Origin of the sequence: Nereida sp. NH-UV-3 (genome assembly GCF_042939535.1) — a bacterium.
GTDB classification, from domain to species: Bacteria; Pseudomonadota; Alphaproteobacteria; order Rhodobacterales; family Rhodobacteraceae; genus Nereida; species Nereida ignava.
Genome location: NZ_CP132157.1, coordinates 1,351,617 through 1,362,985, shown reverse-complemented (window position 1 = coordinate 1,362,985; position 11,369 = coordinate 1,351,617). Strand labels below are relative to the sequence as shown.

General features: G+C 55.7%; 15 protein-coding genes. 10 read left to right on the top strand and 5 right to left on the bottom strand.

Annotation, left to right across the window (positions count from 1 at the left end; genetic code table 11):
- Window positions 1-21 precede the first annotated feature (21 nt).
- Window positions 22-1,203: a MalY/PatB family protein gene (locus NeNHUV3_RS06780; RefSeq protein ID WP_391480528.1), complete on the bottom strand. Its 1,182-nt coding sequence runs from the start codon at window positions 1,201-1,203 to the stop codon at window positions 22-24.
- 120 nt (window positions 1,204-1,323) lie between these two features.
- Between NeNHUV3_RS06780 and def (NeNHUV3_RS06775) the strand changes: the two genes are divergently transcribed.
- From def (NeNHUV3_RS06775) to NeNHUV3_RS06760, 4 genes are read left to right on the top strand one after another with little or no spacing between them, the layout of a single operon-like run.
- Window positions 1,324-1,845 (top strand): peptide deformylase, encoded by a 522-nt coding sequence (def, locus tag NeNHUV3_RS06775; RefSeq protein ID WP_391480527.1) that lies wholly within the window; start codon window positions 1,324-1,326, stop codon window positions 1,843-1,845.
- A gap of 9 nt (window positions 1,846-1,854) precedes the next feature.
- On the top strand, window positions 1,855-2,358 hold the full coding sequence (gene def, locus NeNHUV3_RS06770) for a peptide deformylase (RefSeq protein ID WP_391480525.1): 504 nt from the start codon (window positions 1,855-1,857) through the stop codon (window positions 2,356-2,358).
- A 3-nt stretch (window positions 2,359-2,361) separates the two neighbouring features.
- Complete coding sequence (gene fmt, locus NeNHUV3_RS06765; protein ID WP_391480524.1) at window positions 2,362-3,273, top strand: methionyl-tRNA formyltransferase; 912 nt, start codon at window positions 2,362-2,364, stop codon at window positions 3,271-3,273.
- A 1-nt stretch (window position 3,274) separates the two neighbouring features.
- A complete protein-coding gene (locus NeNHUV3_RS06760; RefSeq protein ID WP_391480522.1) occupies window positions 3,275-3,514 on the top strand; it encodes a hypothetical protein in 240 nt (79 codons plus the stop codon).
- Between the two features lie 14 nt (window positions 3,515-3,528).
- Here the strand turns inward: NeNHUV3_RS06760 and rnhA are convergent, their stop codons facing one another.
- Genes rnhA through ispH form a run of 4 tightly spaced genes read right to left on the bottom strand, consistent with a single transcriptional unit; the run spans window position 3,529 to window position 5,975 of the window.
- Complete coding sequence (gene rnhA / locus NeNHUV3_RS06755; protein ID WP_391480521.1) at window positions 3,529-3,987, bottom strand: ribonuclease HI; 459 nt, start codon at window positions 3,985-3,987, stop codon at window positions 3,529-3,531.
- A 1-nt stretch (window position 3,988) separates the two neighbouring features.
- Complete coding sequence (locus NeNHUV3_RS06750) at window positions 3,989-4,579, bottom strand: class I SAM-dependent methyltransferase (protein WP_391480520.1); 591 nt, start codon at window positions 4,577-4,579, stop codon at window positions 3,989-3,991.
- The gene (locus NeNHUV3_RS06745) at window positions 4,576-5,028 is read right to left on the bottom strand and encodes a DUF3429 domain-containing protein (protein ID WP_391480518.1); all 453 of its coding nucleotides are present in this window, start codon (window positions 5,026-5,028) and stop codon (window positions 4,576-4,578) included. The genes NeNHUV3_RS06750 and NeNHUV3_RS06745 overlap by 4 nt, the downstream gene beginning before the upstream one ends.
- Entirely contained in the window at window positions 5,025-5,975 is a 951-nt protein-coding gene (gene ispH / locus NeNHUV3_RS06740; protein ID WP_391480517.1) for a 4-hydroxy-3-methylbut-2-enyl diphosphate reductase, read from the bottom strand. The genes NeNHUV3_RS06745 and ispH overlap by 4 nt, the downstream gene beginning before the upstream one ends.
- Window positions 5,976-6,095: 120 nt before the next feature.
- On the opposite strand from ispH, the gene folK reads away from it, so the two are divergent.
- The 6 genes from folK to acpS all read left to right on the top strand — a co-directional run bounded on the left by folK (window position 6,096) and on the right by acpS (window position 11,367).
- Window positions 6,096-6,698 (top strand): 2-amino-4-hydroxy-6-hydroxymethyldihydropteridine diphosphokinase, encoded by a 603-nt coding sequence (gene folK / locus NeNHUV3_RS06735; RefSeq protein WP_391480515.1) that lies wholly within the window; start codon window positions 6,096-6,098, stop codon window positions 6,696-6,698.
- 82 nt (window positions 6,699-6,780) lie between these two features.
- The gene (gene rpoZ, locus NeNHUV3_RS06730; RefSeq protein WP_048598370.1) at window positions 6,781-7,137 is read left to right on the top strand and encodes a DNA-directed RNA polymerase subunit omega; all 357 of its coding nucleotides are present in this window, start codon (window positions 6,781-6,783) and stop codon (window positions 7,135-7,137) included.
- A 15-nt stretch (window positions 7,138-7,152) separates the two neighbouring features.
- Window positions 7,153-9,315, top strand: a complete 2,163-nt coding sequence (locus NeNHUV3_RS06725; protein WP_391480514.1) for a RelA/SpoT family protein — start codon at window positions 7,153-7,155, stop codon at window positions 9,313-9,315.
- 104 nt (window positions 9,316-9,419) lie between these two features.
- Window positions 9,420-10,091 carry a DUF2062 domain-containing protein gene (locus NeNHUV3_RS06720; protein WP_048598368.1) on the top strand — a complete coding sequence of 224 codons (672 nt, stop codon included), beginning with the start codon at window positions 9,420-9,422 and terminating at the stop codon, window positions 10,089-10,091.
- Window positions 10,092-10,169: 78 nt separating this feature from the next.
- Window positions 10,170-10,916, top strand: a complete 747-nt coding sequence (locus tag NeNHUV3_RS06715; RefSeq protein ID WP_341247078.1) for a pyridoxine 5'-phosphate synthase — start codon at window positions 10,170-10,172, stop codon at window positions 10,914-10,916.
- 40 nt (window positions 10,917-10,956) lie between these two features.
- Complete coding sequence (gene acpS, locus NeNHUV3_RS06710; RefSeq protein WP_341247077.1) at window positions 10,957-11,367, top strand: holo-ACP synthase; 411 nt, start codon at window positions 10,957-10,959, stop codon at window positions 11,365-11,367.
- The last annotated feature ends 2 nt before the right edge of the window (window positions 11,368-11,369 follow it).

Genomic DNA, 11,369 nt, shown 5'->3' with positions numbered 1-11,369 from the left:
GGGCGCACTGCACGTTATTTTCTACTGAAGGTCGCTGAACGCGCGTTGCATCCGTGCGACCGCGTCATGCACCGTGCTGCGCGGACAGGCGATGTTGAAGCGTAAGAAATTCTCGCCGCCCTTACCAAAAGTAGGTCCATGATTGGCAGCAATCTTTGCCACGTCTTGGGCCCGTTTGGTGAACTCCTCGCGGGTCATGCCCGTGCCTGAGAAATCTACCCAAGCCAGATATGTGCTTTCAAGGGGCATGGATTTTAGCCCCGGAATTGCGTTGATGCCCTCGTCGAAAATACGGGCGTTTTCGGCAATATAGGAACAAACTTCATCGACCCATTTCGCTCCCTCCGGTGAGTAGGCCGCAGTCGCCATAAACAAGCCAAAGCTGTTTGCTGAAATGCCAAGGGCGGCCATGCGCGCGGCAAATTTTGCGCGTAACGAAGCATCTTCAATGATTACATTGCCCGAGTGTGATCCTGCGATGTTGAAGGTTTTTGTTGTCGCCGTCATCATAACGGTGCGCGCGACCGTATCGGTTTCATGGGCGATGTGTTGGTAGGGGATGTGCTGGGCGCCTGGTGACAAAATAAGATCGTGGTGAATTTCGTCGCTGACCACGATCAAGTCGTGACGTTTGGCGAAATGCGCGATGTCTGTCAGCTCTTGATGTGTCCAGACCCGTCCGCTGGGATTATGCGGTGAGCACAGCATCATCATGGTTTCGCGCCCCGTCATCGCCCCCTCAAATGCGTCGAAATCAAGGGTGTATTTCCCATCCGTTTGGGTCAATTCAAGTTCGGTTACTGTCCGCCCTGCGGCTTTGATGACGCGGGCAAAGGCGTGGTAGACGGGGGTGAACAGAACGACCGCATCGCCTTCGTTTGTAAAGGCGTCCACACACATGGCGGTACCGTTGACCAACCCGTGGGTTGTGAAAATCCACTCGGGCTGTACGTCCCAGCCGTGGCGATTTTTCATCCACCATTGAATTGCGGCTGTGTATTTACTGTCGTCCCCGAAATAGCCGTATACCTCGTGGTCGCGCATCTTTTGGATGGCGTCTTGGATGCACTGGGGTGCTGCAAAATCCATATCTGCCACCCACATCGAAAGACCTTCATCGGCAGAAACGCCATAGATGCTTTCCATCATGTCCCACTTCACTGAATGGGTGCCGCGGCGGTCGATGATTTCGTCAAAGCTCATGGGGGTCTCTCCGGATTACATGTAACACTGGCAGTGTTAGCCGCGCCCACCGTGATTGCAAGCAGGGCTATTGCCTGCGGGGTGATTGCAAGCAAAGCGGCGATGTCTTATGTGCCGCACATGAGCATTTTACCCATCCTGATCCACCCTGATCCCCGTCTTAAGAAAGTAGCAGAGCCCGTTGAGGCCGTCACTGATAAGCTGCGCAAGCTCGCCGATGATATGCTTGAGACGATGTATGACGCCCCGGGCATTGGCCTTGCTGCCAACCAAATTGGTGTGCTGCAGCGGATTATTGTTCTGGATTGCGTCAAAGAAGAGGGCGAAGAACCGCGCCCGCTTGTGATGATGAACCCCGAAGTGATCGCCGAAAGCGATGATGTTGGTGTCTACGACGAAGGCTGCTTGTCGATCCCCGAGCAATACGCCGAAGTTGAGCGCCCTGCGGTTGTGACTGTGCGCTGGCTTGGTCTTGACGGGCAGACCCACGAAGAAGAATTTGACGGTCTATGGGCAACTTGTGTTCAGCACGAGATTGATCACTTGGACGGCAAGCTGTTCATCGATTACCTGCGCCCCCTCAAACGGCAAATGATCACCCGCAAGATGCAAAAGCTTAAGCGCGAATTGGCGCGGGGGTAGAGACCAGACATGGCGCAGATCCGTCCGTTTGTTATGTGGCCTGACCGCCGTTTGCTGACCAAAGCTGAGGCTGTTGAGGCTGTAACCGATGAGACCCGCCGCATCTGGGACGACATGATCGAGACGATGGATGCAATGCCCGGTGTTGGTCTTGCGGGGCCACAAATTGGTGTGATGCAGGCTCTCGCCGTTGTTGATGCGAGTGACAAACGTGGCCAAGCGATTTGTATGGCAAACCCGCGTATTGTTGCAGCCAGTGGCGTGCTGCGTGAGCATGAAGAGGCCAGCCCGAATTTGCCGTTTGTAAGTGCCGTGGTGAAGCGCCCGCGCGCTGTGACGGTTGCATATCTTGACCGCGACGGCGTGGCGCAAGAGCGTGACTTGGTCGATGTGTGGGCCACATCTGTTCAGCACCAGATTGATCACCTTGCAGGCAGGCTCTTTATTCACCGCTTGTCACGGCCCAAGCGCGATATGCTGATCAAGAAGTCGCTCAAAGCTCAAAAGGGGTAAGCCATGCGTATTGTATTTATGGGCACGCCAGATTTTTCGGTGCCTATTCTGGATGCGTTGGTGGATGCAGGACACGAGATTGCAGCCGTTTATTGTCAGCCGCCTCGTCCTGCGGGGCGCGGTAAAAAAGACCGCCCCACACCGGTTCACGCACGGGCCGACGCGTTGGGATTGCCTGTTTATCATCCCGTAAGCCTTCGCACGCCCGAGGCCCAAGCCGATTTTGCAGCGCATCAGGCTGAGGTTGCCGTGGTGGTTGCCTACGGTTTGATCCTGCCGCAGGCCGTGCTGGATGCGCCTGAAAGAGGATGTTTGAACATCCACGCCAGTCTGCTGCCCCGTTGGCGGGGCGCTGCCCCAATTCACCGCGCGATTATGGCCGGTGATGCGCAGACCGGTGTGTGCATTATGCAGATGGAAGCGGGGCTTGATACAGGCCCTGTGTTGTCGCGGCATGAAACACCTGTTGCTGCGGGTGAAACGACTGGCGTGCTGCACGATCGTTTATCAGGTATCGGTGCGCAGGCCATCGTAAGTGCGCTCGCTCAACTTGATGATTTAACCCCGACGCCACAGCCCGAGGACGGCGTGACCTACGCCCATAAAATCGACAAAGCAGAGGCGGAGATTGATTGGTTCAAAACCGCGACTGAGATTGATCGCCAAATCCGTGGCCTATCGCCGTTTCCCGGTGCGTGGACCATCGCGGACGGTGTGCGTGTGAAGCTTTTGGAGAGCCTTGTTGCTGATGAAGCTCGCGATACTGCGCAAGCCGGTCAGGTGCTTGGGGGCTTTACAGTTGCCTGCGGTGAGGGTGCCGTACAGATCGGTCGGGCGCAAAGGGCTGGCAAGTCAGCCCAAGATGTGGATGAGTTCTTACGAGGGAAGCCGCTTCCCTCGTTATTAGGGAGCTAGTATGGCGTTTTTTGCCTTTTTCGGGTCTTTGTTTGTTGCGTGTGTTGTTGGGTATATTGCCGAAAAGTCAGGCTTTACGCACAACGGCTATGTGCCCTCTATCATCATTTGTATCGGCGGGACGGTAGCATTTTTCATGCTGCGGGTCATGTTTGGTGTCAGCTTCGGCAGCACGGGCGTGAATGCGATTGTTTCAAGCATTGGCGCGCTGGCGATCGTTCCGTGGCATTGGCGTAGGTAACGCTTGGCCAAAGCTTAGCTGCGCTGCTTGAACGGCTCCATGCCTGCGCGGGCAAGCTCATCTGCGCGCTCGTTTTCTGGGTGTCCTGCGTGGCCTTTGACCCACTCCCAAGTCACTGAATGCCGAGCGGCTGCTTCATCAAGGCGCTGCCACAGTTCGACATTTTTCACGGGCTTTTTCGCGGCAGTTTTCCAGCCGCGACGTTTCCAACCGTGTATCCATTCGGTGATGCCACCCTTCACATAGGCACTGTCCGTGACCACCGTGACCACGGCGGGCCGCTCAAGTGTTTCAAGTGAATGGATGGCTGCTAAAAGCTCCATGCGGTTGTTGGTGGTCTGCGCTTCGCCACCTTTCAATTCGCGTTCTTTCAGCACTGTATCACCGTCTTTGGCGATCAGGATCGCCCCCCATCCGCCAGGGCCAGGGTTTCCGCTGCACGCGCCGTCCGTATATGCATAGATTTGGGCCATATCAGCGCGTTGCTCTTAGGATAATGAAGGGATCTTTTGTGCCTGCTAGCCCGACTTCCCGACCCTGTCGAGACGCGATTGGCGTAAAGCCTGTGCTGTGCAGGTGGTCAGTCAATTCGGTAGGGGTAAAGAACGTGTAAAGCCGCCCCAATGTGTCGCGCTTGGTGCCTGTACCTGTTTTAAGGCCAAGATGCAGTAAGCCGCCGTCCTTCAGCGCCGCGTGAATGGCCTTAAGGTGGCGCCGGAAATCTTGGCGCGGGGCGTGCAACAGACTGAAGTTCGCCCAGACACCATCAAAGGTCTGCTGGTATTCAAGCGCATCAAACGTTCTCTGCTCGGCTTCAATGCCGTGCAACCGACGCGCCAATGCCACCATTTCAGCACTGGCATCCCATGCGGTAACACACAGGCCTGCGCGCTGCATCATTGCGGCGGAATGTGCCGGCCCACATCCTAGATCAAGAACGTCCCCGCCGTCAGGCAGTGCGTCAATAAACGCCTGAAGATCAGCATCGGGCGAAGTGTTGGAAAAATGCTCTGCGTAGGCCGCCGCACGTGCATCGTAGGTGGCGATCGTCTCAGGGTCGCTCACGCGTAAACTCCGACTGCAAGGCAGCCCACAACCAGTGCGGTCAGCAATCCGCGCAGGTTCATCCACCAGCTTGGTGCTAACCCAAGCCGCCAAAAGAACCAGTCAAGCAATAGCAACCCAAGGAACCCGAAAATTAGGGATGTCGCCGCAGACGTAGGCCCGCCACCGGTCATGAAAAATGCCCAAAGCGCTGGAATGACCGAAAGGGCGTATCCCGCCGTTGCCATGCGTCCTGTTGTTTTGGCTGAAAATCCCCAAAGCACGCCGGACATAAATGACAAGATGACTGAGCCATAGAAAAGCTGCACGTAAGGCCCAACAAAGCGTGGGCCCAAGTTGGTGCTGCCCCAAATTTGCAGATCGGCGTTCACGGTTGTCAGCGCACCCCAAGCAAACGGGATCACACCGGCCAGACCAAGCAACAGGGCAGAGCGCGGTATTTGCATCATGCAGGTTCGCGCAACACGCGCGGCACTTTGAATTCAACGTTTTCTTCTGCGGTGACAACTTGCTCAACGGTCACATCAAACCGTGATTTGAACGCATCAATGACCTCGTTGATCAGCACTTCGGGGGCTGATGCACCTGCGGTGATGCCGATGCTCTTGATCCCCTCAAGCGCGCGCCAATCAATGTTTTCAGCGCGCATCACAAGTTGGGAATAGGTGCAGCCTGCTTTGCGACCGACCTCAACAAGGCGCTGACTGTTCGAGGAGTTGGGCGCACCCACCACCAACATTGCATCGCATTTCGGCGCCATAGCTTTGACGGCCTCTTGGCGATTGGTCGTGGCATAACAGATGTCTTCTTTATGTGGTCCAACAATGTTGGGAAAACGTGTGTTCAGCGCCTCAACGATGTCTTTGGTATCATCGACCGACAGGGTCGTTTGGGTCACGAAGGCAAGCTGATCGGGGTTGCGTACGTCGATGCGAGCCACGTCGTCGACAGTCTCAACCAGTATGACCTCACCGTCGGGTAGCTGTCCCATGGTGCCTACTGTTTCGGGGTGTCCGGCGTGACCGATCATGACCATTTGCAATCCATTGTCTGCATGGCGCTGTGCTTCGATGTGCACTTTGCTCACCAGTGGGCAGGTTGCATCCACATACACCATTTCACGGGCGGCGGCGGCGGCAGGTACTGACTTTGGCACTCCGTGAGCTGAGAAAATAACTGGCCTGTCATCTGGGCATTCATCCAGTTCCTCAACAAAAACCGCGCCTTGCTCGCGCAGGGTGTCGACAACAAATTTGTTGTGAACGATCTCGTGGCGAACATAGACAGGTGCGCCCCATTTCTCGATCGCCATTTCGACAATCTTAATGGCGCGGTCCACGCCGGCGCAAAAGCCGCGTGGGGCTGCAAGATATAAAGTAAGCGGCGCTTTGGTCATGAGGGTCTCCAACGATTGCCCAGAAACTATGCGTTTTGCGGTGGCGGCGTCTAGGGGCGGATTGAAAATGCTGCTGTGGTGTGCGTTAGAAGAGACAAGAATTGTTAAGGGGCCGTCACTGTGGCGACACAAACCAAAACCGAGCCGACTGTGTGTTTGATTGCGATGGGCAGCAACATGCAGACCGAGGCAGAAACCAGCCGCATGATTATCGAGCGCGCAGCAGTCGAAGTCGCGCGCGTTTTGGGTCCAGTGCAACAAAGCGGTCTTTATGCAACGCCTTGCTTTCCGGCGGGGGCGGGCCCTGATTATGTCAACGCCGCGCTGGCGCTTTTCACGGATTTGCCAGCAGCCTCTGTGCTGAAGGCGTTGCACGAAATAGAAGCCGATTTTGGCCGCCAGCGTGTGCAGCGGTGGGGGCAGCGGACGCTTGATCTTGATCTATTGGCACTTGGTACACAGGTCGCCCCTGATCTGGCGACATTTGATCACTGGCAAAACCTGCCGCTTGAAACCCAGAAACTACGCGCGCCAGACCAATTGATCTTGCCGCACCCACGTTTGCACGAGCGGGCGTTTGTCCTTGTGCCGCTTGCGGACGTTGCGCCAACATGGTGCCACCCTGTGGTGGGGCAAACGGTGACAGAGATGCTTGCGCGCAGTCCTGCAGAAGACATCTCAGAGGTGTCGTTGATCTGCTCTGGCGAAGAATGGCGCATTTGAGCTAGTTTTCAGTTGCAAATAAAGGGAATCTGCCCTAGTTGCCTATTCTTCATGGATTTTTCCCAATTTGGAGGGCTGCCTGATGGCGCGCGTTACCGTAGAAGATTGCGTTGATAAGGTTCCGAACCGTTTCGATTTGGTTATGCTGGCTGCTCATCGCGCCCGCGAAATCTCGAGCGGGGCGCCCATCACTGTGGACCGTGACAACGACAAAAACCCTGTCGTTTCTCTGCGTGAGATTGCTGATGAGACACAGCAAGCGGATGATCTTCGCGAGCGTCTGATCGAGAGCAACCAGAACCAGATCGAAGTCGACGAAGCAGAAGACGATGATATGGCGCTTCTGATGGGTCAGGAAACTGACAAACCGGCAGAAAACGATATGGCGGAAGAAGACCTTCTGCGCGCCATGTTGATGGAAGCTCAAGATCAAAAGTAAGGGCTTAGCTGCTAGATGATCCCAGTCGATGACCTGATCGCGCTGGTCCGCAGCTATAATCCACAGACGAACGAAGATGTGCTGCGCAGGGCTTACGATTACGGCCTGCGCATGCACGAAGGTCAGTTCCGCCATTCCGGTGAACCCTATTTTTCGCACCCCGTATCTGTTGCTGCCATTCTGACTGAGCAGCGTCTTGATGACGCCACGCTCGTCACGGCGCTTTTGCATGACACAATCGAAGACACGGACGCCTCTTATGCCGAGGTCAGCAAGCTGTTCTCTGGCGAGGTGGCGGATTTGGTGGACGGTGTCACCAAGCTGACCAATATTCAGCTGACCAGCACCGAGACAAAGCAGGCAGAGAATTTCCGCAAATTGTTCATGGCGATGTCCAAAGACTTCCGCGTGATCCTCGTGAAGCTTGCTGACCGTCTCCATAATATGCGCACGATCAAATCCATGCGCCCCGAAAAGCAGGCCCAAAAAGCCCGCGAAACCATGGACATTTATGCGCCTCTTGCGGGCCGTATGGGTATGCAATGGATGCGCGAAGAGCTTGAAGATCTGGCCTTCAAAGTGCTGAACCCCGAAGGGCGCGCTAGCATTATCCGCCGCTTTATTCGCCTGCAAAAAGAAACTGGCGATGTGATCCATCAGATCACCGGTGATATGCGCATCGAGTTGGAGAAAGAGGGCATTGAGGCCGATGTCTTTGGACGCGCGAAAAAGCCGTTCTCGATCTGGCGCAAGATGCAGGAAAAAGACCAAGGGTTTAGCCGCCTGTCTGACATCTATGGTTTTCGAATTGTCTGTGCGTCTGAGGCTGAGTGCTATCAAATTCTGGGCATCATCCACCGTCGCTGGCGCTCTATTCCCGGGCGTTTCAAAGACTACATCAGCCAGCCCAAATCTAACGGTTACCGCAGCTTGCACACCACTGTTTCTGGGCGTGACGGTAAACGCGTTGAGGTGCAAATCCGCACCCACCAAATGCACGATGTGGCCGAAGATGGCGTGGCCGCTCACTGGTCCTACCGCGACGGTGTGCGCTCAAATAACCCCTTCGCCGTTGATCCGGCGAAATGGGTTGCGGGTCTGAAAGAACGTTTTGAGCAGGCCGAGGATCACGATGAGTTCCTTGAGGCCGTTAAGCTGGAAATGTACTCCGATCAGGTGTTTTGCTTCACTCCAAAGGGCGACGTGTTCAAATTGCCGCGCGGTGCGACCCCGATTGATTTTGCCTATGCAATCCACACGAGGATTGGCAGCGCCTGTGTCGGCGCCAAAATTGACGGGCTGCGCGTGCCGCTGTGGACCCGCCTCAAAAACGGTCAATCGGTTGAGATCATCACGGCCGAGGGCCAAAAACCTGAAGCCACATGGATGGAAATTGCGCAAACCGGCAAGGCGCGCTCTGCCATTCGCCGTGCGTTGCGCGAAGAAGACACAGAGCGCTACATCAAGCTCGGCCAGGAACTTGCGCGCGTCGGGTTTGAACACATCGGCAAGCAAGCAACGGATAAAGCGTTGACCACAGCCGCGAAAACCATGGGGCTTGGCGGACGCGATACATTGCTTGCGCAGCTTGGTGCCGCGCAGATCACCGCGCGCGATGTCATTCAGGTCTTGTTCCCTGAATTGGCCACGAAAACGGGCGAAATTGTCGAAGGCAACCGTGCTGTTGTTGGCTTGCGTGCGGATCAAACGTTCCGGCGTGCCGGTTGCTGTGCACCGCTTCCGGGTGAGCGGATCGTGGGCATTACCACCCTTGGTGAGGGTGTTACGATCCACGCGATTGACTGCAACACGCTTATCCAACTGACTGATGATGACAGTGATCGCTGGGTTGATCTGCATTGGCACGAGGGGCCGCATGCTGCGATTTACGGTGCAACGATTGAGCTGACCATCGCCAATGATGCGGGTGTTTTGGGCCGTCTATGCACACTTATCGGTGAGCGCGGCGCAAATATTTCAAACATCACATTTGAAGAACGCACCCCTGATTTTTACCGTTTGATCATTGATGTTGAGCTAAGAGACGTCAGTCACATGCACGCAGTTTGCACCGCACTTGAGGCTGACACCAGCGTTGCGCACATCGCACGGATGCGCGGTGATAACGTGCCGCGTAAGGGCGGCAAAGAGGCAGGGGCCAGCAACACGGTCCATTAAGGCAAATCCCATAACGCGAACTGGGGTCTGTTATTAGCAGGTGGGTTGAGTAAAGTCGCACCAAACATATGTGCTGAACATCGGCCAGCAACGAAGGACATATTTTGATTTTCAAACGCCGCGATAAACGGTCTTGGCTGAGCACTGCGCGCGAGTTCTTGTGGCCTCGCGGCGGTTGGGCGCGCGCGTTTCATTATGTAAAACACCGTTTGCGCCGTTTGCCCGATGAGCCGGAAACAATTGCCCGTGGTATTTGGGCGGGCGTGTTCACGGCCTTCACACCGTTTTACGGGTTGCACTTCTTGATCGCGGCAGGTCTTGCCAAGGCCATGCGCGGCAACATTTTGGCGGCTTTGCTGGGTACGTTTTTTGGCAACCCGCTTACCTATATTCCCATTGGGGCTGCGTCCTTAGGGACAGGGCATTTCTTGCTCGGTACAGGTACCGTCATTGATGTTGAACGCTCACTGGGCGGTAAATTTGCTGATGCGTTTCTTGATCTTGCGCATAATTTTACGGCTCTGTTTTCGGACCGCGTAGCGGATTGGCATGGGCTTCACGTCTTTTTTGCAGAAGTGTTTTATCCCTATCTTGTGGGCGGTATCTTTCCTGGCGTGATCTGTGCCTACGCCTGTTATTTCCTTAGCGTGCCGGTCATTCGGGCTTATAAGAACCGCCGCAAGGGTATGCTGAAAAAGAAACTTGCCGAAATTCGCGAGAAAGCAGCACAGAAGGCTGCGGCCAAAAAAGTCGAAGGTCAGCCTCACGATCCGTGACTCTTTCGCTTCGCCCCTTGCACCGTCACGGGTTTCTCCTAATGTCCACATCACACGATGTGCGAAGGGATCAGCGAGATGACACAGGAACTACGCCTTGGGGTGAACATTGATCACGTTGCGACTGTTCGCAATGCCCGTGGTGGTGCTGTGCCTGATCCTGTGCGTGCGGCGATTGTCGCCCAAGAGGCAGGCGCCGACGGCATTACCGCACACCTGCGCGAAGATCGCCGCCATATCGGTGACGCGGATATCGAAGCGTTGATGGAGGCGCTTACGGTACCGCTTAACTTTGAGATGGCGGCCACTGATGAGATGCAGCAAATCGCGCTGCGCCATAAACCCCATGCGGTGTGTATTGTGCCCGAAAAGCGTGAAGAACGTACAACCGAAGGTGGCCTTGAAGTAGCCCGCGAGGAAAACCGCCTTGCCCATTATATCGCGCCGCTGCGCGAAGCTGGCTCGCGCGTTTCAATCTTTATTGCCGCTGATCCGCGCCAAATTGATGCGGCGCACCGGATTGGTGCAGAGGTGATTGAGCTGCACACGGGTGCCTATTGTGACGCTTTCGCCGAAGGTGATTTGCTGACCCGTGATGCGGAACTGGCCAAGCTGACCGACATGGCCAGTTACGCGCATAGCCTCGGGCTTGAAGTCCACGCAGGCCACGGTCTGACCTATGGCTGCGTCGGCCCCATCGCCGCATTGCCCGAGGTCAAAGAACTTAACATCGGTCACTTCCTTATTGGCGAGGCAATCTTCCGCGGCTTGCCCGATGCGATGGCTGAAATGCGCCGCCTGATGGATGCCGCGCGCACACTGTGAAGACCGTCGACACATATTTCGCCCATTGGGAGTGCGGCGCATGATCCTTGGGATTGGCACGGATTTGGCGAACATAGAGCGCATTCAAGGCACGCTTGATCGGTTTGGCGACAGGTTCAAAAACCGCGTCTTTACGGATGAAGAAAAACGCAAATCCGAAAGCCGCAAAGATGTTGCTGGCACCTACGCCAAACGGTGGGCTGCCAAAGAGGCGTGTTCCAAGGCGCTTGGTACGGGATTGGCCATGGGGATTGCGTGGAAAGACATGTCCGTGAGCAATCTGCGCACAGGCCAGCCCGTGATGCATGTGACGGGGTGGGCCAAAGATCGCCTCGCCGCCATGACGCCCGACGGGCATGAGGCGATTGTTCATGTAACCTTAACTGATGACCATCCATGGGCACAGGCTTTCGTTGTGATTGAGGCACGGCCCGTTTCCGCCCGCGGATAAGC

What these genes read in the sequence shown, in the direction of transcription:
- NeNHUV3_RS06780 (WP_391480528.1), bottom strand. Translation starts at nt 1,203, where the DNA reads ATGAGCTTTGACGAAATCATCGACCGCCGCGGCACCCATTCAGTGAAG.
- def (WP_391480527.1), top strand. Translation starts at nt 1,324, where the DNA reads ATGAGCATTTTACCCATCCTGATCCACCCTGATCCCCGTCTTAAGAAA.
- def (WP_391480525.1), top strand. Translation starts at nt 1,855, where the DNA reads ATGGCGCAGATCCGTCCGTTTGTTATGTGGCCTGACCGCCGTTTGCTG.
- fmt (WP_391480524.1), top strand. Translation starts at nt 2,362, where the DNA reads ATGCGTATTGTATTTATGGGCACGCCAGATTTTTCGGTGCCTATTCTG.
- NeNHUV3_RS06760 (WP_391480522.1), top strand. Translation starts at nt 3,275, where the DNA reads ATGGCGTTTTTTGCCTTTTTCGGGTCTTTGTTTGTTGCGTGTGTTGTT.
- rnhA (WP_391480521.1), bottom strand. Translation starts at nt 3,987, where the DNA reads ATGGCCCAAATCTATGCATATACGGACGGCGCGTGCAGCGGAAACCCT.
- NeNHUV3_RS06745 (WP_391480518.1), bottom strand. Translation starts at nt 5,028, where the DNA reads ATGATGCAAATACCGCGCTCTGCCCTGTTGCTTGGTCTGGCCGGTGTG.
- ispH (WP_391480517.1), bottom strand. Translation starts at nt 5,975, where the DNA reads ATGACCAAAGCGCCGCTTACTTTATATCTTGCAGCCCCACGCGGCTTT.
- rpoZ (WP_048598370.1), top strand. Translation starts at nt 6,781, where the DNA reads ATGGCGCGCGTTACCGTAGAAGATTGCGTTGATAAGGTTCCGAACCGT.
- NeNHUV3_RS06725 (WP_391480514.1), top strand. Translation starts at nt 7,153, where the DNA reads ATGATCCCAGTCGATGACCTGATCGCGCTGGTCCGCAGCTATAATCCA.
- NeNHUV3_RS06715 (WP_341247078.1), top strand. Translation starts at nt 10,170, where the DNA reads ATGACACAGGAACTACGCCTTGGGGTGAACATTGATCACGTTGCGACT.
- acpS (WP_341247077.1), top strand. Translation starts at nt 10,957, where the DNA reads ATGATCCTTGGGATTGGCACGGATTTGGCGAACATAGAGCGCATTCAA.